General features: G+C 72.1%; 14 protein-coding genes. 11 read left to right on the top strand and 3 right to left on the bottom strand.

Features of this window, described 5'->3' with window-relative positions; all coding sequences use genetic code 11:
* Positions 1 to 11 precede the first annotated feature (11 nt).
* The 9 genes from ACFVT2_RS00610 to ACFVT2_RS00570 all read left to right on the top strand — a co-directional run bounded on the left by ACFVT2_RS00610 (position 12) and on the right by ACFVT2_RS00570 (position 11,001).
* The gene (locus ACFVT2_RS00610) at positions 12 to 2,555 is read left to right on the top strand and encodes a DNA polymerase III subunit gamma and tau (protein ID WP_390010503.1); all 2,544 of its coding nucleotides are present in this window, start codon (positions 12 to 14) and stop codon (positions 2,553 to 2,555) included.
* Between the two features lie 279 nt (positions 2,556 to 2,834).
* Positions 2,835 to 3,188, top strand: a complete 354-nt coding sequence (locus tag ACFVT2_RS00605) for a YbaB/EbfC family nucleoid-associated protein (RefSeq protein ID WP_390010501.1) — start codon at positions 2,835 to 2,837, stop codon at positions 3,186 to 3,188.
* A 51-nt stretch (positions 3,189 to 3,239) separates the two neighbouring features.
* Entirely contained in the window at positions 3,240 to 3,839 is a 600-nt protein-coding gene (recR, locus tag ACFVT2_RS00600) for a recombination mediator RecR (RefSeq protein ID WP_390010499.1), read from the top strand.
* On the top strand, positions 3,832 to 4,494 hold the full coding sequence (locus ACFVT2_RS00595) for a DUF5063 domain-containing protein (protein WP_390010497.1): 663 nt from the start codon (positions 3,832 to 3,834) through the stop codon (positions 4,492 to 4,494). Before recR ends, ACFVT2_RS00595 begins: the two co-directional genes overlap by 8 nt.
* 351 nt (positions 4,495 to 4,845) lie before the next feature.
* The gene (locus ACFVT2_RS00590) at positions 4,846 to 6,117 is read left to right on the top strand and encodes an aspartate kinase (RefSeq protein WP_100604876.1); all 1,272 of its coding nucleotides are present in this window, start codon (positions 4,846 to 4,848) and stop codon (positions 6,115 to 6,117) included.
* Entirely contained in the window at positions 6,114 to 7,268 is a 1,155-nt protein-coding gene (locus tag ACFVT2_RS00585) for an aspartate-semialdehyde dehydrogenase (RefSeq protein WP_390010494.1), read from the top strand. Before ACFVT2_RS00590 ends, ACFVT2_RS00585 begins: the two co-directional genes overlap by 4 nt.
* A gap of 585 nt (positions 7,269 to 7,853) precedes the next feature.
* A complete protein-coding gene (locus ACFVT2_RS00580) occupies positions 7,854 to 8,516 on the top strand; it encodes a SigE family RNA polymerase sigma factor (RefSeq protein ID WP_390010493.1) in 663 nt (220 codons plus the stop codon).
* The gene (locus ACFVT2_RS00575) at positions 8,513 to 9,787 is read left to right on the top strand and encodes a hypothetical protein (protein ID WP_390010491.1); all 1,275 of its coding nucleotides are present in this window, start codon (positions 8,513 to 8,515) and stop codon (positions 9,785 to 9,787) included. Before ACFVT2_RS00580 ends, ACFVT2_RS00575 begins: the two co-directional genes overlap by 4 nt.
* Before the next feature lie 329 nt (positions 9,788 to 10,116).
* Positions 10,117 to 11,001, top strand: coding sequence for an SURF1 family protein (locus tag ACFVT2_RS00570; RefSeq protein ID WP_390010489.1), 885 nt, complete (start codon positions 10,117 to 10,119; stop codon positions 10,999 to 11,001).
* A gap of 86 nt (positions 11,002 to 11,087) precedes the next feature.
* Here the strand turns inward: ACFVT2_RS00570 and ACFVT2_RS00565 are convergent, their stop codons facing one another.
* Positions 11,088 to 12,908 carry a S9 family peptidase gene (locus ACFVT2_RS00565; RefSeq protein WP_390011191.1) on the bottom strand — a complete coding sequence of 607 codons (1,821 nt, stop codon included), beginning with the start codon at positions 12,906 to 12,908 and terminating at the stop codon, positions 11,088 to 11,090.
* 210 nt (positions 12,909 to 13,118) lie between these two features.
* Here ACFVT2_RS00565 and ACFVT2_RS00560 point away from each other — a divergent pair, with 210 nt between their 5' ends.
* A complete protein-coding gene (locus ACFVT2_RS00560; RefSeq protein WP_390010488.1) occupies positions 13,119 to 13,955 on the top strand; it encodes a class I SAM-dependent methyltransferase in 837 nt (278 codons plus the stop codon).
* 258 nt (positions 13,956 to 14,213) lie between these two features.
* On the top strand, positions 14,214 to 15,272 hold the full coding sequence (locus ACFVT2_RS00555) for a hypothetical protein (RefSeq protein ID WP_390010486.1): 1,059 nt from the start codon (positions 14,214 to 14,216) through the stop codon (positions 15,270 to 15,272).
* 49 nt (positions 15,273 to 15,321) lie between these two features.
* Here the strand turns inward: ACFVT2_RS00555 and ACFVT2_RS00550 are convergent, their stop codons facing one another.
* Together ACFVT2_RS00550 and ACFVT2_RS00545 are read right to left on the bottom strand one after the other, a co-directional pair.
* Positions 15,322 to 17,289: a M3 family metallopeptidase gene (locus ACFVT2_RS00550; RefSeq protein ID WP_390010484.1), complete on the bottom strand. Its 1,968-nt coding sequence runs from the start codon at positions 17,287 to 17,289 to the stop codon at positions 15,322 to 15,324.
* A gap of 825 nt (positions 17,290 to 18,114) precedes the next feature.
* Positions 18,115 to 22,140, bottom strand: coding sequence for a hypothetical protein (locus ACFVT2_RS00545; protein WP_390010482.1), 4,026 nt, complete (start codon positions 22,138 to 22,140; stop codon positions 18,115 to 18,117).
* Between the last annotated feature and the right edge of the window lie 225 nt (positions 22,141 to 22,365).

Here is a 22,365-nt window from a genome sequence, read left to right as displayed (position 1 = left end):
TCGTCGTATGCGTGTCGTCCCTTGCGCTGTACCGCCGCTACCGCCCCGAGTCCTTCGCCGAGGTCATCGGGCAAGAGCACGTGACCGACCCGCTGCAGCAGGCGTTGCGGAACAACCGGGTCAACCACGCGTATCTGTTCAGTGGGCCGCGCGGCTGTGGCAAGACGACGAGCGCGCGGATCCTGGCGCGCTGTTTGAACTGTGAGGAAGGTCCCACTCCGACGCCGTGCGGGAAGTGCCACTCGTGCGTGGACCTGGCACGGAACGGCCGGGGCTCGATCGATGTGATCGAGATCGACGCGGCGTCGCACGGTGGTGTCGACGACGCGCGTGAGCTGCGAGAGAAGGCGTTCTTCGGGCCGGCCAGCAGCCGGTACAAGATCTACATCATCGACGAGGCGCACATGGTGACCTCGGCGGGGTTCAACGCCCTGCTGAAGGTCGTCGAGGAGCCGCCGGAGCATCTGAAGTTCATCTTCGCCACGACCGAGCCCGAGAAGGTCATCGGGACGATCCGGTCGCGTACGCACCACTATCCGTTCCGGCTGGTGCCGCCCGGGACGCTGCGGGAGTACCTCGCGGAGGTGTGCGGGCGGGAGGAGATCCCGGTCGAGGACGGCGTGCTGCCGCTGGTGGTGCGGGCCGGTGCCGGTTCGGTGCGTGACTCGATGTCGGTGATGGACCAGCTGCTCGCCGGTGCCGGTGAGGGCGGTGTGACGTATGCCATGGCGACGTCGCTGCTGGGGTACACGGACGGGTCGCTGCTGGATTCCGTCGTGGAGGCGTTCGCGGCCGGGGACGGGGCGGCCGCCTTCGAGGTCGTCGACCGGGTCATCGAGGGCGGGAACGATCCGCGGCGGTTCGTGGCCGACCTGCTGGAGCGGCTGCGGGACCTGGTGATCCTGGCGGCGGTGCCGGACGCCGCGGAGAAGGGGCTGATCGACGCCCCGGTCGATGTCGTGGAGCGGATGACGGCGCAGGCGTCCGTGTTCGGGGCGGCCGAGCTGAGCCGCGCCGCCGACCTGGTCAATGCCGGTCTGACGGAGATGCGCGGGGCCACCTCTCCGCGGCTCCAGCTGGAGCTGATCTGCGCCCGGGTGCTGCTCCCCGCGGCGTACGACGACGAGCGGTCGATGCAGGCGCGGCTGGACCGCCTGGAGCGCGGGATCGGCGCCGGTGCGGCGGTGATGGCGCTGGGCGGCGGGCTAGGGGCGGCCGGTGGCGCCGGTGGCATGGGGGGCGTTGGTCCCGGCGGGGCGATGGTGGAGTCCGGTGGGCCCGCGGTCGCGTATGCGCCGGGCGCGGAGGCCCATCCGCCGATGCCGGCCGCCGGACCGTCCGGGCCGTCCGGACCGGCGGCGGCGCGGGCCGCGGTGCGCGGAACGACGGGCGGCCCGGGCGCAGGGGCGGCCTCGGGTGCGGCTCCGACGCCCGGCGGGGGCCCGGGGGTGGGCCCTGCGGGGGCCGTTGCGCCTGCCGGCCCTGCCGCTCCGGCTGCTCCCGGGCCCGGCGGGGACGCGGGTGCGGGGCCGGCCGGGGGCGGTGCCTACGGTGAGGCGCAGACCGGTGCGCAGGGCGGCCAGGAGGCCGGGCCGGCGGCCGCACCGCAGGGCGGCGCGGCGCGGCCCGGAGCGTGGCCCGGTGGCAGCCGCGGTGCCGGTGCGGCGGGCGCCGGGCAGGGCGCTGCGGCGCGGCAGCCCGGCAGCTGGCCGTCGGCCGTGGCGCCCGGGCAGGGCGGACCGGCGGCGTCCGAGGCGCCTGCGGCGTCCGGGGCCGGTGCGCCCGGGGTCGGCAGCGGTGCCCCCGCGCAGGCCGGCGGTGCGCCCGTGTCCAGCGGCGGTGGCGCTCCCGCCCCGGTGGGGCCCGGTCAGCCGGTGTCCGGTGGGCCGGTGCCCGGTGGGGCGGCGCAGGGTGCCGCACAGGTGCGGCAGCTCTGGCCGCAGATCCTGGACGCGGTCAAGGGCCGCCGGCGCTTCACCTGGATCCTGCTGAGCCAGAACGCCCAGGTCTCCGGCTTCGACGGCACCACGTTGCAGATCGGGTTCCCCAACGCCGGGGCCCGGGACAGCTTCGCCAACGGCGGCAGCGAGGACGTCCTCAAGGAGGTGCTCGCCGAGCACTTCCAGTTGCAGTGGCGGGTCGAGGCGATCGTCGATCCGTCCGGTGGCGCCAATCCGCCGGCCGGCGGTGCCCGGGGCGGCGGAGGCGGCTTCGGTGGCGGGGGCGGTGCGCCGCAGCCGGCGGCGCCGCAGGCCCCGGCCCGGCAGAGCGCCCCGGCGGCGCCCGAGTCGTACGGGTCGGGCGGTGCCGGATCCGGTGGCGGTCAGGGTGCCCGGATGGCGCGCGAGGCGGTGGCCTCGTCGCCGTCCACGGGCGGCGGCCAGGGCGGACCGGCTCCGGAGCCCTCGTACACCGCGCCGGAGCCCCCGATGTCGATCGAGTACGACATGCCGGCGGAGGACGACCCGGATCTCGTCGACTCGGCGCTGAGCGGGCACGAGCTGATCGTGCGCGAACTGGGCGCGACGGTGCTGGAAGAGTTCGACAACGAGTGACACGCGGCATCGAGTGACATGTGGCGACGAGCGAGCGCGTGGCCACGAGTGAGCGGCGGTGTGGGGCCGGTGCGTCAGCGCTGGTGGGCGCGGCTTCGGCGGCGGAGCGTCATGCGCTGACCGTGGTCCGCGCGCCTGGGCGGGAGGGGGGCCGCCGGCCCGTCCCAGGGGCGTACCGGGTACATCAGTGCTCCTCCCTACGGCGTAGGGCGCCGGGCGCGGGAAACACGTAGGCTCGGGCTACCGCACCAATCGTTGTCGTACGGCAGGAGTCATGTCGTGATCCCCGGTGGTCAGCCCAATATGCAGCAGCTGCTCCAGCAGGCCCAGAAGATGCAGCAGGATCTCGCGGCCGCCCAACAGGAGCTGGCCGAGACGCCCGTGGAGGGTTCCGCGGGGGGTGGCCTGGTGAAGGCGACGGTGACCGGCTCCGGTGAGCTCCAGGGGCTGGTGATCGACCCGAAGGCGGTCGACACCGACTCCGCGGAGGAGACCGCCGAGACCCTCGCCGACCTCGTCCTCGCGGCGGTTCGCGACGCCAACGCCACCGCGCAGAAGATCCAGCAGCAGAAGCTCGGTCCGCTCGCCCAGGCGCTGGGCGGCGGCGGTGGCATCCCGGGCCTCCCCTTCTGAGGAGTAGCCAACTAGCGTACGCAGCACGGCAGAAGAGAGAGAAGACGTTCCGTGTATGAAGGCGTGGTCCAGGACCTGATCGACGAGTTGGGCAGGCTGCCCGGCGTCGGTCCCAAGAGCGCGCAGCGGATCGCCTTCCACATCCTTCAGGCCGAGCCGACCGATGTCCGCCGGCTCGCGAACGCGCTGATGGAGGTCAAGGCGAAGGTCCGGTTCTGCAGCGTGTGCGGCAATGTCGCGCAGGAGGAGCAGTGCCGGGTCTGCCTGGACCCGCGGCGCGATCTGGCGGTCATCTGCGTCGTGGAGGAGTCCAAGGACGTCGTGGCGATCGAGCGGACGCGGGAGTTCCGCGGCCGCTACCACGTCCTCGGCGGGGCGATCAGCCCGATCGAGGGCGTCGGCCCAGACGACCTGCGGATACGGGAACTCCTGGCCAGGCTCGCGGACGGCACGGTCACCGAGCTGATCCTGGCCACCGACCCGAATCTGGAGGGCGAGGCCACGGCCACGTACCTGGCCCGCATGATCAAGCCGATGGGCCTCAAAGTGACGCGACTGGCCAGTGGGCTGCCGGTCGGAGGCGATCTGGAGTATGCCGACGAGGTCACGCTCGGGCGGGCCTTCGAAGGGAGGAGACTTCTTGATGTCTGACGCCACGCTGCACGACACGACACAGAACCCGGACGACTTCGCCGTTTCGATCTCCGACTCGATCGAGAGCTTCATCGTCGCGGTGACCGAGGTCGCCAAGGGCGACGAGCCGGACAGCGCGGTGCCCTTCCTGTTGCTGGAGATCTCCCAGCTGCTGCTCACGGGCGGCCGGCTGGGCGCCCACGAGGACATCGTTCCGGACGAGCGGTACGAACCGGACACCGGCCCGGAGGCGGACGTGGACGAGCTGCGCGAGCGGTTCGCGCGGCTGCTGGAGCCGGTGGACGTGTACTCCGAGGTCTTCGACCCGTACGTGCCGCGCAGCGAGCCGGTGGCCTGCCGGATCTCCGACGACTTCGCCGACGTCATCACCGACCTGCGGCACGGGCTGGCGCACTACCGGGCGGGCCGGGTCACCGAGGCCCTGTGGTGGTGGCAGTTCTCCTACCTCTCCAACTGGGGCCCGACCGCCTCGGCCGCCCTACGGGCGCTCCAGTCGCTGGTCGCCCACGTACGCCTCGACCAGCCGCTGGACGCGCTGGAAGGGCTGGACACCGACACCGGCGCCGCCGACGACGAGGACCGGCTCGCCGAGGAGGCCGGCAAGGTCATGGCGGCGGAGATCGCCGGTCCGCTGGGGTTGCGGGGGGTGTAACCGCCGCTCGCGCCGCCGTACGCTTGAGCGGTGTGCGAGGTGTGAGCTGGGTTACGTTCCGTGTGCCCGGGTGTGGAGCGGGAAGGTGCACGCCGGGCCGGTGCGATGGAGCACCGCGCTGGAACCAGTGAGAGACACGGCGTTCACGGACCGCGTTCGACGTGCTCATCGGGCGCCTTCACGGGCGTGTTCATGGTGAGTGAGTTGATCGAAGCGTGGGTTTTGTGTCTCACGATGTGGTAGTAGCGGGGCGGATTCCGCCCGCTCGTTAGACTGAGCCGACCGCAGTACCCCCATGTCAGGGGGTCCGGGAGGGACCCCCTCCCGCAGAGACAGTTGCGAGGAGCGCACGTGGGCCTTGTCGTGCAGAAGTACGGCGGCTCATCCGTTGCGGATGCCGAGGGCATCAAGCGCGTCGCCAAGCGAATCGTTGAGGCCAAGAAGAACGGCAACCAGGTTGTCGTGGTGGTTTCGGCGATGGGCGACACGACGGACGAGCTGATCGATCTCGCGCAGGAAGTGTCCCCGATCCCGTCGGGGCGCGAGTTCGACATGCTGCTGACCGCCGGAGAGCGGATCTCCATGGCCCTGCTGGCGATGGCGATCAAAAACCTCGGCCATGAGGCGCAGTCCTTCACCGGCAGCCAGGCCGGAGTGATCACCGACTCCGTGCACAACAAAGCACGGATCATCGACGTCACGCCGGGCCGTATCAAGGCGTCCCTCGACGAGGGCAACATCGCCATCGTCGCCGGATTCCAGGGCGTGTCCCAGGACAAGAAGGACATCACGACGCTGGGACGCGGCGGTTCGGACACCACCGCGGTGGCGCTCGCCGCCGCGCTGAACGCCGATGTCTGCGAGATCTACACCGACGTGGACGGTGTCTTCACCGCCGACCCGCGGGTCGTGAAGAAGGCCCGGAAGATCGAGTGGATCTCCTTCGAGGACATGCTGGAGCTGGCCAGCTCCGGCTCCAAGGTGCTGCTGCACCGCTGCGTCGAGTACGCACGCCGTTACAACATCCCGATCCACGTCCGTTCCTCCTTCTCGGGGCTGAAGGGCACGTGGGTCAGCAACGAACCGCAAGGGGACAGGCCGATGGAGCAGGCAATCATCTCGGGCGTCGCGCACGACACCTCCGAGGCGAAGGTCACGGTCGTCGGGGTCCCGGACAAGCCGGGCGAGGCCGCGCGGATCTTCCGTGCCATCGCCGACTCCGAGGTCAACATCGACATGGTCGTCCAGAACGTGTCGGCGGCCTCCACCGGGCTGACGGACATCTCCTTCACGCTGCCGAAGGCCGAGGGCCGCAAGGCCGTCGCGGCACTGGAGAAGACCCGGGCCGCGGTCGGCTTCGACTCGCTCCGCTACGACGACCAGATCGCCAAGATCTCGCTGGTCGGCGCCGGTATGAAGACCAACCCCGGCGTGACCGCGACGTTCTTCGAGGCGCTGTCGAACGCGGGCGTGAACATCGAGCTCATCTCGACCTCCGAGATCCGCATCTCGGTCGTCACCCGTGCCGATGACGTCAACGAGGCCGTCCAGGCGGTGCACAGCGCCTTCGGCCTCGACAGCGAGACCGACGAAGCAGTCGTCTACGGCGGCACCGGACGATGATTCCGGCCGAGGCGGGCCGCCCGTCCCTCGCCGATTCGGCTGGGGCGGGGGCCCGCCCGGCTGCCAAGCCGCACCTCGCGGTCGTCGGTGCCACCGGTGCCGTCGGCCGCGTCCTGCTCGGGATCCTCTCCGAGCGGGCCGACATCTGGGGTGAGATCCGGCTGATCGCCTCTCCCCCAAGCTCTCAACTGCGTTCGAGCACGGGGGACCCCCATCGCTCGGCCGGCCGCAAGCTGACCGTGCGGGGCGAAGAGGTCGAGGTCGTCGGGCTGAGCGAGGACGCCTTCGACGGCATCGACGTCGCGGTGTTCGACCTGCCGGACGAGGTTGCCGCCCAGTGGGTACCGGTCGCGGTGTCCAAGGGCGCGGTCGTGGTGGACAATTCGGGCGCGTTCCGGGGGGACCCGGACGTGCCGATGGTCGTGCCCGAGGTCAACGGATGCGCGGCACGGATCCGTCCGCGCGGCATCATCGCCAACCCGAACTGCGCCACCCTGTCGATGATCGTCGTCCTCGGCGCGCTGCACGCCGAGTACGGGCTGAGCGAGCTGATCGTCTCCTCGTACCAGGCCGCTTCGGCGGCCGGACAGGCCGGCACCGACACGCTGCGGGCGCAGCTCGCCGCGGTGTCCGGTACGGAACTGGGCGCCGCGCCGGGCGATGTGCGGCGGGCGGTCGGCGACACCCTGGGGCCGTTCCCGGCGCCGCTCGCCCTCAACGTCGTGCCGTGGGTCGGATCGCTCCAGGAGGGCGGCTGGTCCTCGGAGGAACTCGCGATCCGCGACGCGTCCCGGAAGGTCCTGGGGCTGCCGGAACTGCCGGTCACCGCGACCTGCGTGCAGGTGCCGGTGCTCACCACGCACTCGATGGCCGTGCACGCGCGCTTCGAGAACGAGGTCACGGTCGCCGGTGCGCACGAGATCCTTGCGGCCGCGCCCGGCGTCGTACTGTGCGACGACCCGGCGGAGGGCGAGTACCCGACCCCGTCGGACGTGGTGGGGACCGATCCCACCTGGGTGGGGCGGGTGCGGCGGTCGCTGGACGATCCGCGCGCACTGGAGCTCTTCGTGTGCGGGGACAACCTGCGCAAGGGGGCGGCTCTGAACGCGGCGCAGATCGGTGAGTTGGTGGCGGGGGAGCTGCGGGGGTAGGGGTGGGGGCTTGGGCCTCGGGGCCTCGGTCGCTTGGTTGTGGGCTGGTGGGCGGCGGTGGGTGGTGGGTCTCGGGTTTTGTGCCTTGGGTTCCGCGCCTTGGGCTCCGTGACTTGGGTCTCGTGCTGCTGGTTCTGCGGCTTGGTTCTGTGACTCCGTTCTGTGGCTCGGTTCTGTGACTCTGTTTCCGGTGCTCCTCTGTGGTGGGCGCGGTAGTTGGGGGGAGTGGCTGCGGTGGGCCGGCTGCCTGCGACATACTTTGTGGGGCGTGTGAAGATTTCGTGTGCGGAGTGCTGGTTCGAGCCACTTGATCTGGGCTGATGTTCTGTTCGATCATTCGCTTCCCGTGGTGCTGCAACCGGCGGCCGGCGGGTGGCGTCTTTTGGGGTCACTCCCTGGGGTGGGCCGTGGCGTTCGCGGGCCGCTTCCGGGGCCCTGGGGTGGCGGAGCGATGGCGTCAGGGCTGTCGTATCAGGGCAATTGGGGTGTTTGGGAAGAGCTGGTGCGCATGAGGGCATTTGACGCATCGCCGCAAGCGGTGCCTTGTGCGTACAACCCTTTTGGGGGGAAGCGTGTCCAACAGGCGTGGCAGAGGTACTCGGATTCACCATCGTCCCGGCGGGAGCGGCAGGCGCGGCAGTGCGCCCGCAACGCCCACGGGTTTCCGGGGGCATGCCGGTGATCGCCCCCTGGTCCGCCGCGCGCCCCGCGCAGCTCTCGACGCAGCGTGGGGACACTGACGACGCGATGGCAGCCGGCACCACAGTCGACCACCTCACCGAGACCTATCGCGCGCACTACCGCTCACTCCTCGGCCTGGCGGCGCTGCTGCTCGACGACACCGCCTCCTGCGAGGACGTCGTGCAGGAAGCTTTCATCCGCGTGCACTCCGCCCGCGGCCGGGTGCGCGACCCCGAAAAGACCCTGGCCTACCTGCGACAGACGGTCGTCAACCTCTCGCGTTCCGCGCTGCGCCGCCGGATCCTCGGGCTGAAGCTGCTCTCCAAGCCGATGCCCGACATGGCGAGCGCCGAGGAGGGCGCGTACGACCTGCTGGAACGGGACGAGTTGATCAAGGCGATGCGCGGGTTGCAGCGCCGTCAGCGCGAGGTGCTGGTGCTCCGCTACTTCGCCGACATGACGGAAGCTCAGGTCGCGGAGGCGTTGGGGATATCGCTCGGCTCGGTCAAGGCGTACGGCTCGCGGGGGATCGCGGCGCTCCGCGTCGCCATGGAGGCTCCGGCGTGAGTGCGGCAGGATCCAGCCGGGGGAACGCTGGGCACGACGGGGGCAACTGGGACGACGGGGAAGCCCGGGAGGTCCGGGATACCCGGGACGCCCAGGGCGCCCGGGATGCCTGGGGCGCCTGGGAGGACGACTTCGGGGCGCGGGCCGGGGGCGATTTGGCTTCCGGGGCCCGGGCCGGTTCCGGTTCCGGTTCCTGTTCTGGGGCTGGTGCTGGCGCTGGACTTGGTGAGGGTGGTGCCGGGTTCGGCAGTGAGGACGACCTGCGGCGGCTGTTGCAGTCCAGCGTCGCCGACCTGGAGCCGGCGCCGGAGGCGTTGGAGCAGTTGCGGCGGGCGGTCCCGGCCCGTCGTCAGCGACGGCGGCACGCCCTGGTGGGCGCGGCCGCGGCGGTACTGCTCGGCGGTACCGCGGTCCCGGCGATGGTCCACGTCGCGAGCTTCAGCGATGCCCCCGGGGACCGCCCGGCCAACGCCGCCAGTAGTCGCAGCACCGAGCACGACAGCAGCGGCGCGCACGGCGAAGGCACCGAGCAGGCCAGTACCCGCCCGACCGGCCAGAGCGGGGGGAAGCCCGGCGCGGACCGCCCGCCCGGCACAGTGGGCAAGGGCACCGAGACGCCCGGTACGGGCCCCGGCGCCGGAGCCGGCACACCCGCCCCCGATACGACCATGGACGTCACCTCGCCGGTCTGCGGGCGTGAGCAACTCGGCAAGGGGACCGGCACGGTCGGCGCGGCCGACTCGTCGGGCCGGGTCTACGGCGCGTTCCGGGTGGTGAACACTTCCGGTTCCGCTTGTTCCGTGCAGGGCGGCGGGACCGTTGACCTCACACCGCAGGGCTCCACCAAACCGGACAAGATCCATGTGGTCGACCACACCTCGGGCGACGACGCCACCGGGCTGCCCGATCCGGCGACCACCCCCGACCAGTTGGTGCTGAAGCCGGGGCAGGCGTACGAGGTCAAGTTCGCCTGGATCCCGGCGGCCGGCGGCGGTCCGACCGGATGCGTCAGCCCGGGGCCGTCGCCGACGCCCGACCCGTCCAAGGTGCCTGGGGAGTCGCCGGCCGCCGCGTCGACGACGAGCGGCGGCGGCAGCGGCACCGAAGGCCAGGCCGGCGGCGGAGACGGCACCGGGGGCGGTGGCGCGGCGGCCGGCGGCGTGCGCCTCACTCACACGCCGGAGGCGGGCGAGCCCGTCGCAGCCGAGACCAAGATCTCGGACGCGTGCGCCGGCACGGTGTACCGCACGGCACCCCTGGCGGCGCCGTAGCCGGTGCGGCGCCGGGCGGGCCTTCGGTGAGGGCCTGTTGCCGAGGGGCCGTTGCTGCTGGGCTGTTGTTGTGTGTTGTGGGTCTGCGGCTGTTGTTGCTGTGGCCGTTGCTCTTGCTGCTCGTGTTGCCCTGGCCGTCGTCGCTGCTCTCGCTGCCGTTGTCCTGAACGGGCTGCATGAGTCGTCGTTCGGTGCGGGTGCGGGTGCGGGTGCGGGTGCCGGGCCGTCAGGTGGTGTGCTCGCCGAAAACCGCCCAGGTCGCGGGGGCGGGGCGGCGGTGGGGAGGGGGCGGTGCGGTCGTGCGGTGCGGGCCCCGTACCGTTGGTGGGGTGTACCGGTTCCTGCTGACCCCGCGGTGGTGGGGAATCAACGTCTTCGCCGTACTGGCGATCCCCTTCTGCATCTTCATGGGCAGCTGGCAGCTGAGTCGCTTCGACGACCGGGTCGCCTCACACCATCAGCAGGAGAACCGATCCGCCGACGCCAAGGCCGCGGCTCCCCGACCGCTGGAGAGCCTGCTGCCGGTCGACCAGGTCACCTCCGGTCGCCAGGCCAGCGCCCGAGGCCGCTACGACACCGGGCACCAACTTCTGGTCCCGGGCCGCATCCTGCAGGGCAAGCACGGCGACCAGCAGGGCTTCTACGTTCTGACCCTGCTGCGCACGGACAGCGGCAAGGCCCTGCCGGTCGTACGCGGCTGGCTCCCCGGTGACGCGAACGCCAAGGCCGATACGGCGAAGGTGCCCGCGCCGCCCAAGGGCGAGGTCACGGTGACCGGTGCGCTCCAGGCGTCCGAGAACGAGGGCACGTCCGGGGTCCAGGCTGGCGGCGGTCTGCCCAAGGGCCAGCTCGGCATGATCAGCGCGGCGTCGCTGGTCAACATCGTGCCGTACGGCATCTACGACGCCTGGATCACGCTCGCCGACCCGCCGGCCCCGCTGCACGCCGTGCCGCCGGCCGCCGCGGAGGGCAGCGGCCTGGACATGAAGGCGTTCCAGAACCTCGGCTACACCGGCGAATGGTTCGTCTTCGCGGGCTTCGTCGTCTTCATGTGGTTCCGCCTGGTCCGCCGCGAGGCGGAAGCCGCCAAGGACGCCGCCCTGGGCATCCTCCCGGAGGAGTCGCACCGAGCGGTGGCCGGCGGGAGCGAGAGCGAGAGCGGGGGCGGGGGCGGGGACGTCACGGCCGGGGACGAAGTGCCGGCGGGCAGGTAGGGGGCCGTCCCCCGGGGGGCTTCCCCCTCCCCCCCGCCCCACCCACCCCCACCCACCCCCACCTCCCCCGGATCGTGGCTGTTCGTTTACTCGTTCGCCGCCGGTCGTGTCGTCTCCAGGTAGCGGCGGGCGAAGTCGAGTTCCAGTCGGACCTGCTTGATGCGTTCCTCGACGACGAGGGAGCCGTGGCCGGCGTCGTAGCGGTAGACCTCGTGCGGGTGGTCGCGCGTTTCCAGGCGCTGGACGTAGTTCTCGACCTGCTGGATCGGGCAGCGGGGGTCGTTGACGCCGGCGGAGATGTAGACCGGGGCCCGCACCGCGTCGACGTACGTCAGGGGGGAGGACGCTTCGAAGCGTTCGGGGACCTCCTCCGGGGTTCCGCCGAGGAGGGTGCGGTCCATGGCCTTCAGGGCTTCCATCTCGTCGTGGTACGCCGTGACGTAGTCCGCGACCGGGACCGCGGCCAGGCCCAGCGCCCAGGCGTCGGGCTGGGTGCCCAGGCCCAGCAGTGTCAGATAGCCGCCCCACGAGCCGCCGGCGAGCACCAGGCGCTCCGGATCCGCGAGACCGGAGGCGACCGCCCACTCCCGCACCGCGGCGATGTCCTCCAGCTCGATCAGCCCGACGCGGTGCTTGAGCGCATCGGTCCAGGCCCGGCCGTAACCGGTCGATCCTCGGTAGTTGACGCGGACGACCGCGAAGCCGTGATCCACCCAGGCCGCCGGCGACGAGGCGAAGGAGTCGCTGTCGTGCCAGGTCGGGCCGCCGTGGATGTCGAAGACGGTGGGGAAGGGGCCCGTGCCGGGGGGCTGCTGGACCAGGGCGTGGATCCGGCCGCCGGGGCCGTCCACCCAGACGTCGGTCACCGGAACCGATCCGGGGGCCTTCATACCGGGCGGGTCCAGGACCACCGTGCCGTCCGTCGACCGCACCTCCGGCGGCTGGGCGGCGGACGACCACAGGAACTCCACCGTCCCGTCCGGGCGGGCGGTGGCGCCCGAGACCGTGCCGGCGGGGGTGTCGACCCGGCTCAGGGCGCTGCCGGGGGCGTCCGTGGCGCCCGCACCGCCGGCCGCGCCCAGGTCGTAGCGCCAGAGCTCGCTGCGGGCCTGGTACTCGTGCTCCACCAGGAGTGCCGAGCCGTCCGGGTACCAGTCCGCGGCCACATCGCCGGGCAGGTCGATCTCCAGCGCGGTCTCCGTGCCCGTCAGCGGATCCCAGACCATCGGCTCCCAGCGGCCCCGCCGCTGGTGCCCGACCAGCAGCCGACTGTCGCCGTCCACCGGGGCGAAGCCCATCACCGACAGGCCCAGCTCCTCGGTGCCGCCGTTGGTGTCGTCCAGCTCGGCGACCGTCGACCCGTCGGGGCGTACGACGCGGATGGCGGAGTGCATGGCGTCGCCGTGCTCGGTGTGCTCGATGGCGATCAGCGAGCCGTCGTGGGAGAGGTCGCCGACGCCCGCCGACTCGCGGTGCCGGTAGATCTCCACCGGCGGCTCCCCGTGCCGTACGAGGTGGATCGTGGAGCCTTCCTCGTCCGTGGAGCGGCCGATCACCGCGGTGCCGTCCCGGCTGATCGCCAGGCCGCCCGGATACGAGGCGTCGAGCCCCGGTGCGGCCGGCTCGTCGGGGCCGCCCGTGAACGGCTGCCGCATCCAGACGCCGAACTCGTCCCCGTCGGTGTCGGAGAACCACCAGATCCATTCACCGTCCGGCGAGAGCGTGCCGTCCGTCGTGCCGTGCGGGCGGTCCGTGGCCTGCCGCTGGGTGCCGGTGGCGCGGTCCCAGGCGTACAGCTCGAAGGTGCCGGTGGCGTTCGAGACGAACAGGGAGTGGGCCGGGGCGTATTCGGCCCAGTCCGGCAGCCCGATCCGCGGGGCGCGGAAGCGCTGCTCCCAGGCCGGCATGCCGCCCGTCGCGTCCGCCGTGCCCGCTTGCGGGCCCGTGGTCTGCGGTGCCGCCGACTCCGTCGCGGCGTCGGCGGCACGGGGGTGGGCGGGGGACGGATCGGTGGGGGTGCGGCCGGGGCCTGTGGTCTCGTCAGTCATGGGGCCATTCTGCGCCCGGCGGGAGAATTTCCGTTGGCGAGGCCGTCAGGCTGTGGATAACTTCGCCCTATGCGAGAACAGCGGGGTCCCGATGACTGGCGTGAGGTGAATCGTGCGAGGTGGGACGAGCGCGTTCCCCTCCACACCGTGAGCGATTACTACGACCAGGACGCGTTCCGGCGGACCCGGGATGTGATCCGTGACTTCGAGGCCGCCGAGGTCGGCGACGTCACCGGCCGGAGCCTGCTGCACCTCCAATGCCACTTCGGTCAGGACACGCTGTCGTGGGCGCACCGCGGCGCGGCCCGGGTCGTCGGCCTCGACTTCTCCGAACCGGCCGTCGAGGCGGCCCGCGACCTGGCCGCCGAACTCGGCTACGGCCCGGACCGCGCGGCCTTCGTCGCCGCCGACGTCTATGACGCCGCCGAAGCGGTGCCCGACCCCGCGTACGACATCGTCTACACCGGCATAGGGGCGGTGAACTGGCTGCCGGATCTGGTCGGCTGGGCCGAGACGGCCGCGTCCCTGGTCGTGCCGGGTGGTTTCCTCTACCTCGCCGAGTTCCACCCGCTGGGCGATGTGCTGGACGAGGAGACCGGCTCGCGCGTCGCCCACGACTATTTCCGTCGCGAGGCGTGGGACGAGGAAACCTCCGGCAGCTATACGGATTTCTCGGCGCAGACGGTCCATAACAGGAGCGTCGAATGGCAGCACTCCCTGGGGGACGTGGTCAGCGCGGTGGCGCGGGCCGGGTTGCGGATCGAGTTCCTGCACGAGCACGACATGACGCTGTTTCAGCGCTTCGGGGTGCTGCGGCGGGGCGAGGACGGTTTCTACCGCTTCCCGGAGGACCGGCCCCGCGTCCCGCTGATGTACTCCCTGAAGGCGACGAAGCCGGCGGTTTGAGGGCGCGGTACCGGATGGATGGGTTGCGGGCGGTGAAGCCGGTGGTTCGGGGCCGGAGGCGGCCCGCCGGGCCCCCCGGGGCTGCTCCGGCCCGGGCCGGTTAATGTGGCGGACGGCCCGGTCGGTTTCGGCCGGTTGCGGTCCGCCGCCCCAAGGGGCCACTGCGAAGGACCACTTCGAGCGCGACCACGATCCGTGCGGACGCGGGCAACGACGAACGACTCTGCAACGGGGGTTTCCGTGCGCGTACGGAGACGGATGGCTGGCGCCGCGGGCGCGAGCGTGCTGATGCTGCTGGCCGTGGGATGCGGTGGAGCGCCCGGCGGCAAGGCGAGCCCGGGGGCGTCCCCCGCCGTGGTGCCCGCCAAACCGCTGCCGATGGTGTCCGCGGCCCGGACCGGCACCTGGACCGGTTCGGACCACAAGGCGCACCCGCTGCGGCTCAAGCCGACCCGGTTGGCGCTCGGCCACCCCTCGGACCTCGCGCACATCCGGTTGGACGACGACCTCAAGGGGCTGGTCCCGTACTACCTCACCGTCTCCTACACCAACACCGGCAAGGACGCGGTGAGCCAGCTGTCCCCGCAGCGGAACTTCTCCCTCAACGGGGTGGACGGCCAGGCCGGCCAGCAGGTCTCGCTGTTCCGCACCGACCCGTTGGCCACCAGCAACGGTCTGCCGCCCGAGTGCCAGGAGTCCGGCAAGGCCGAGCTGGCCGCCGGTGAGACCGCCGCGTTCTGCCAGATCTTCATGCTCCCCAAGGGGCTGAAGCCGGGGAACGTCTCCTACAAGGACGACGGCGGCGACACCCTGCTGTGGCAGGTCGGGGGCGCCCAACAGGGTGCGCGCGGCGTGCTGCCCGCGCACCAGCCCGCCGACGCGGTCACCACGGACAGCGACCGCCGTACGGCGACCGTCCTGGCCACCCCGAAGCGCGTCCGCACCGGCTCCCTGGCCGACCTGAGCCGCTTCGACCTGAACGCGGACCAGAAGAAGCTCGTCCCGTACTACGTGACGGTGGAGTACCGGAACACGGGCAAGCAGGACCTGCTCCCGAGCCTCAACGACAGCCTGGTGCTGAGCGGTGCCAGCGGCCAACAGGCCCGGAAGATGCTCCTGTTGGACATCGGCGGCCCCGGGGTCAGCCAGTGCCCCGAGGCGGTGCCCGACAAGATGCTCAAGCCGGGCGCCACGGTGACCGCGTGCACCATCCACATGTTGCCGAAGGGCGACCCGCCGGCCTCGCTGACCTTCCAGGGCAGCGGTGACGGTGCGCAGCCGGTCACCTGGCGGGCCGCGGCGGACGACGGGAAGTAGACGGCGCCGGGGCGCCGGAGGCCCCGGCGAGGGCCCCGGCGCCCGTCGGCTACTCCGCGACCGCCGCGCCCCGCCGCTCCAGCAGCGGCCCGAAGTCCGGATCGCGGCCGACCACCGCGCGAAACGCCACCATCGGGTCGATGCTGTTGCCCCGGCTGAGCAGCTCCCGCCGGAAGATCTCGCCGCTCTCGCGGACCGTCCGGCCGTTCTCCCGGAACCACCGCACGGTGTCCGCGTCCAGGACTTCCGCCCAGCGGTACCCGTAGTACCCGGCCGCGTAGCCGCCACCGAAGACGTGCGCGAAGTAGCCGGTCCGGTAGCGCGGCGGGATCGCCGGGTGGGCCAGCCCGTGGCGCTCCAGTACGGCCGCCTCGAACGCCTCGACGCCGTCCGTACCGGGCAGTTCCGCGGCGGGCATGGTGTGCCAGGCCCAGTCCAGGACGGCGGCGGACAGGTGCTCGACGCTGTCGAAACCCTCACCGAACCGTTCCGCCTCCCGCAGCTTGGCCGGCAGTTCGGGCGGCATCGGCTCCCCGGTGCGGTGGTGCCGGGCATAACGGGCCAGGACCTCCGGCCACTCCGCCCACATCTCGTTCACCTGCGAGGGGAACTCGACGAAGTCCCGCGGCACTTCGGTGCCCGCCAGCAGGGGATAGCGCACATCGGAGAACAACCCGTGCAGCGCGTGCCCGAACTCGTGGAAGAGCGTGGTCACTTCGCTCCAGTTCAGGAGCGCCGGCTCACCCGCCGCCGGCTTGGCGACGTTCAGGTTGTTGACCACCACGGGGCGCTGCCCCAACAGGTGCGACTGCGTGACCAGTTCGTTCATCCAGGCACCGCCGCGCTTGGACTCCCGGGCATGGAAGTCGCCGAGGTACAGGCCGAGCGGGCTGCCGTCGGCGTTGTGCACCTCGAAGACCCGGGCGTCCGGGTGGTACGCGTCCAGATCGGGGCGCTCGGTGAAGGTGACCCCGTACACCAGGGTGGCGGCGTGGAAGACGCCGTCCCGGAGGACGGCCTCCAGCTCCAGATAGGGGCGCAGTGCGGCCGCATCGAGGTCGAACCGGTCCTTCCGCACCCGCTCGGCGAAGAACTGCCAGTCGGCGGCGGGGACTTGCGGAACGCCGGCGGCCGCCTCCAGCGCCGCGCCCTCCCGCTCGGCATGGGCCACGGCCGGGCCGATCAGCTTCCCGAACATCTCCTCCACGGCACCGGTCGTCCCCGCAGTCTGGTCGGCGACCTGCCAGGAAGCGTGGTGGGGATGGCCGAGCAGGGCGGCGCGCTCGGCCCGCAGCCGGGCCACGGTGACCGCGACGGCCCCATTGGCGCCGCCGCCGCGCCCCATGGAGGCGGCCAGCAGCCGCTCCCGCAGCGCGGGGTCCTCCAGGGCGGCGAGCTGCGGCTGGTTGGTGAAGTTCAGCAGGCTCAGCACGAAGGCGCCGTCGTGCCCGAGGGACCGGGCGTTCTCGGCGGCCGCGGCGATCTCGTCGGCGGGCAGTCCGGCCAGCTCCTCGGCGCGGTCCACCACCAGCGCGGCCGCCGCGGTATCGGCCCGCAGGTTCCGCCGGAACTCGGTGCAGAGAGTGGCGATCTCGGCGTTCAGCTCCCGCAGCCGCCGCTGCTGCTCGGGGTCCAGCCGCGCCCCGGCCCGCACCCGCGCGGCGTGGTGGCGCTCCAGCAGCCGCAGCTGCTCACCGTCCAACCCCAGCCCGTCACGGCCGTCATGGAGCGTCTCCAGACGGGCGAACAGGGCCGGATCGAGCAGCAGCGCATCCTCGTGGGCGGCCAGCCGCGGCACGATCTCGGCCTCCAGCTCCTGGGTGGCCTCGTCGGTGTCCGCGTTCGCCTTGTTGAAGAAGACCGCGGACACCCGCTGCAACACCGCGCCACTGCGCTCCAGCGCCGCCACGGTGTTCTCGAACGTCGGCAGATCGGGGCTCGCCCCGATGGCGGCCACCTCGGCCAGCTGCTCGGTGATGCCCCGCTCGAAGGCGGGTCGGAAGTGCTCGTGCCGCATGCGGGCGAAGGGCGGTAGCCCGTAGGGAAGTTCACTCGGCGAGAAGAAAGGATTCGACACCGCGTCGTCCGCGCGCCGCCCTGCCGCGCCCGAGGCCGTCGCGGATCCCGCACCCGCCACCGGCCCCGCCGTCGTCTCGGAACTCGGACTCGTCTCGGAACTCTTCGCAGAAGTCACGGAGAACGACCCTACGCGCGCCACCCTCCCACGGTCCGTAGCTTTACCGGCCCGATTACCCACGACCATGCCGCCCCGACTGCGCCTGATGAGAGTGCAGGAGACGGCCCGGGGCCGCATGAGGTCGTATGCGGCTGCGAGATCCCGCGTGCGTGGGTACGAGTTCGGGGTCCGGGCCCCTGGGGATAGGCGGCCGCCCCGGGAAGGTAAAGCGAGGGGAGAAGAAGGGACGCCTTTGTTTGAATGCGGAATCATCAGTCCGCCCTATCGAAATGCCCCGCGCAGTGGGATGCCGCGGAAGGGAAATGCGCGTTTTCGCCGGCTCCCGTACGGCGCGCAGGACATCCGGGCCATGTGGGACATGCGCGACACGAAAAGGCCCGATCGCTGGCGACGGGGGATGCACCAGCGATCGGGCTGTGGCCAATCGTAGCAAGACTGGCTCCGAGAAGGGAGTCAACTGCCGAATTGTCGGGCGGAGTTGTGACCGGTGTCACGGACTCCGGTTCGCCGCGGGGCGCGAACGGAGCGCCGGGGGCGCCGCAGAGCCGATCGGCCACGCCCCGCCCGGCGCGTCGGAATGGGCGGCTCACCGCGCCCCGGCCCGGATAGCCGGCCGCCCGGCTATCCGGGTACCCGCCTACTCGGCTACTCGCCGCACGGAGGCGCGTACGAGAGGTGAGGTAGATACTCGCGCCATTTCTCCGGGGTCAGCACACCCCGGGTCGTCGAACAAATGCGACTGATTGCCTCGTCGGTGTCCAGGTTCCACAGTCGGACGGTGCCGGCGCCGCTCGATACTCCGAGCAGGTGGCTTTGCGGACTGAACGACAGGAAATTGCCCGTCTTGGCGTTGGGGCTCGTCGATTGACCGATGGGAGCGGCCCTGGAGGGGCTCGCGACGTTCCAGAACCGGACCGTGTTGTCGTTGCCGCCGCTCGCCAGGGTGTGGCCGTCCTTGCTGAACGTCAGCGAAACGACCGCTTCGGTGTGGCCGGTGAGGGGGGAGCCGAGGCGGGTCGCCTTGCGCGGATCGGTCGTGTTCCAGAGCCGGACCGTGTCGTCGTCGCTGCCGCTGGCGAGCGTGCGGCCGTCCGGGCTGAAGGTGAGCGCGTTCACCGGTCCCAGATGTCCCGCGAGGGGTTTGCCGAGCAGGGTGACGTGCGCCGGGTCGGTGGTGTTCCACAGCCGGATGGCGTCGTCCGCGCTGCCGCTGGCCAGCGTGCGGCCGTCGGGGCTGAAGACGAGGGAGTTGACGTAGCCCTTGTGACCGGTGAGGAGCGGACCGAGCCGGCGGGGACGGGACGGGTCGCTGACGCTCCACAACTGCACGGTGAAGTCGTCGTAGGCGGTCGCCAGCGTGCGGCCGTCCGGGCTGAAGGCCACGGTGTCGGGGCCCGCGAAGCGGATCGGCAGCGCCAGGGGCGGCCCGTAGGGGACCGGTCGGGCCGGGTCGGTGACGTTCCACAGTTGCACCGCGGGGCTGGGGTTTCCCGTCCGCACCGCGAGGGTGTGGCCGTCGGGGGAGAACGCCAGCGCGTACACGTTGCCCCCCTTCCCCGACTGGAACGGCCCGCCCAGTGCCACCGGCCGCTTGGGCGACTCCACGTTCCACAGGCGCACCTTCTGGTCCCGGGCGGCCGTGGCCAGCACCCGCCCGTCCGGGCGGAACGCGCCGACCCGGCCGACCATGTTGGACGTCGGGATCGACCACAGCCGCACCTTGCTGTCGCCGCTCCCCGTGGCGAGGGTCCGCCCGTCGGGGCTGAAGCCTACGGCGTACATCTCGCCGCTGCTGCCCGCGAGGGACTCGCCGACCTGCGACGGGTACGCCGGATCGCTGACGTTCCACAGGCTCGCCGTGCTGTCCGCGCTGCCGGCGGCGAGCATGCTTCCGTCGGGGCTGAACGCCACGGACCACAGGGCGCCGGTGTGGCCGGCGAGCGGCGCGCCGAGCGGAGCGGGGTGTTCCGGGTCGGCCACGTTCCACAGCCGGACGGTGTCGTCGGCGCTGCCGCTGGCCAGCGTGCGGCCGTCGGGGCTGAACGCCACCGAGTGCACCGTGGCCGTGTGGCCGGTCAGCACCGTGTCGACCGGCGTCGGACTCCGCCGATCGGTCATCTCCCACAGCCTGATGGTGTTGTCGTCGCCGCCGGCCGCCAGCGTCCGCCCGTCGGGGCTGAACGCCACGGTGCGCACCGGGGCGGTGGGGCCGGTCAACGTCGTGAGCGACGTCGGCCGGCGCCGGTCGCCGACGTCCCACAGGCGCACGGTGCGCGCCTCGTTGGCGGCGGCCAGCGTGCGGCCGTCCGGACTGAAGGAGAGCAGGTAGACCGTGCCGTCATGGCCGGCGAGCGGTGCGCCGAGCGGTACCGGGTGGCGGGGGTCCCGCACGTCCCACAGCCGGATCGTGCCGTCGTCCGAAGCGCTGGCGAGGGTCTGCCCGTCGGGGCTGAAGACGGCGGTGCTCACCCAGCTCGTATGGCCGGTGAGGGGTTTGCCCAGGGGCTTGGGGCGGGTCGGGTCCGCCACGTCCCACAGCCGCACGGTCCGGTCGTAGCTGGCGGTGGCCAGGATCCGCCCGTTCGGGCTGAACGAGGTCAGGTAGACGGCACCGGTGTGGCCCAGCAGCGGCGTGGCCAGCGGTGCGTTCACGATCGAGTTCAGCCGGTTGTTGGTGCCCTCGTCGGAGGGGCGCAGGCGGTGCGCCACCAGATCGAGTTGCGCCGACAAGGACGGATCCGTGTACTGGGCGCGGTCGGCCTGCGCGAGCACCTGCTCGAAAACGGTGTCGTCCCGCTGCTGCCACGCGACCACCGCCGAACCGACGGCCAGCATCGCCATGACGACCAGGGCCGCCACCGCACCCCGGCTGAGCAGGACCGTGCGCCTGCGCAGCCGGACCGAAGCGGCCAGGAACTCCACCGCGCTGCGGGTCAGGAAGGGGTCGCCGGCGGATTCCGCCCAGGTGCGGGCCTGGGCCAGCCGGGAACCCCGGTAGAGCAGGGACGCATCGCGGTGCGAGCCCTCCCAGGCCCGGCCGTCCTCCTCCAGTTGCTGGCGCAGCAGATTGCCGTTCCGGTCCTCGTCGATCCAGTCGCGCAGCCGCGGCCAGGCGTGCAGCAACGCCTCATGGGTGATCTCCACGGCCTCCGCGTCGAGCGTCACCAGACGGGCGTGCACCAGCGCTTCGAGGGATTCCTGCGTTTTGTTGGGATCCGTCGATTCCTCCGCCAGTTGGCGCCGGGTCCCCCGCCTACGGGTGGCCTGGGTGTCCTCGCCCAGCCGGACCAGCCTCAGCAGGAGCAGGCGCGCGGCCGTACGCGCCGACGGGTCGAGGCCGGACCAGGCCCGCTCGGCGGTCGCCGCCACCGCGCCCTGGATGCCGCCCGCCGCGCGGTATCCGGCCAGCGTCAACCGTCCCGCTTTGCGCCGCTGCCAGGTCGCGAGCAGGGCGTGGGAGAGCAGCGGCAGCACCCCCGCGTCGTGCGTCCCGCCGGGGCCGTCCGCGCTCACCTCCCGGACGATCAGCTCCGCCAGCCCCGGTTCGAGTTCCAGACCCACGGCCTTGGCCGGGCCGGTCACCGCCTCGCGCAGCTCGGCGGAGGACAGCGGTCCGAGCACCATGTGCCGGTGTTGCAGCGCGTCGGCCAGTTCGGGATGGCCGAGGCACTGCTCGTAGAAGTCGGCGCGGATGCCCAGGATGACCAGCGCCGGAGCGGGCTCACCGGCGTCGGCGGACGTGCACGCGGCGTGCAGGAGCTGGATGAACGTGCGTCGGGTCGCCTCGTCGGAGCAGAGGGTGAACGCCTCCTCGAACTGATCCACGATCACGACCGGACGGGCCGCGGAGGACGCGCCGCGCCCCGCCCAGGCCGTGGTCGCCGCCCGCACCGCGGGCCCGAAGCCCGAGCTGTCCGACTGCTCGGCCGCCGGCCCGTCCGCGGCGGCCAGGACGGGCGCGAGCTCGGGGATCCGGTGCGTCAGCTCCGCGAGCGGGTCGCCGCCCGGCACGAGCTGGAGGACCTCCCGGTCCTGGCCCGTCCCGTCGCCCAGCGCGCCGTTCTCCAAGGCGGGCACCAGGCCGGCGTTCAGCAGGGAGGATTTCCCCGCCCCCGAGGCGCCCACGAGCATGACCAGACCGCCCGTCCGCTCCGCCGCGCGCAGCTGGGCGACGAGGGCCTCCGTGCTCCGCTCCCGACCGAAGAACCACCGGGCGTCCTGCTGACGGTACGAAGCCAGCCCCCGGTAGGGGCACACACCGGGGACGCCGGGGGCTTCGGCCGGGGGGCGCTCCTCTTCTTGTCGTGCGGACGGCGCGGTGCGGTCGCCGACCGGGTCGGCGACCGCGCGCTCCCACAGGCGCTGCCACTGCGCCACGTCGTACAGTCCCGTGGACACCGGCGCGGGTCGCGTGCGCCGGGCTTCGGGGATCAGGATGTGCAGCACCGCCGCGAGCGCGGCAAACTGCGCGGGGACGTTCTTGGCCCGCCGCCAGTCGCTGATCCGCTGCACGGACACCCGCACGGGACGCCCTCGTTCGTCGACCCGCTGCAGCCGGACGACCGCCTCGGCCACCTTCTTGAGGGGCGGGTTACCGGCCTCCTTGTAGAGCAGCGCGAGACGTTCCGCGAGGGCTGTGCGTGCCCCTGAGTCGGAACTCAAGGTCTCCACCCCTTACTTCCCCCGCACCTGGACATCCGGACCGGAAAACTCACCTTAACTGGCTGACCTGGGGATAAGCCCCTGTCCGGACGCCGGAAACTCCTCCCCGGAAGCCACAGCTGGCAGGATCACCACGCAGCAGGGCAGCAAACCGGTACGACCCGGACAGGCCACCAGCTCGGCGCGCGGAGAGACAACCCTTGGGGCACGTTCTCACCCGCCTGCTGCCGGAGT

Origin of the sequence: Streptomyces sp. NPDC058000 (assembly GCF_042886435.1) — a bacterium.
In the GTDB taxonomy this organism is placed as follows: Bacteria; Actinomycetota; Actinomycetes; order Streptomycetales; family Streptomycetaceae; genus Streptomyces.
The sequence above is the reverse complement of the archived record's forward strand: the minus strand, read 5'-3'. Positions and strand labels throughout refer to the sequence as shown.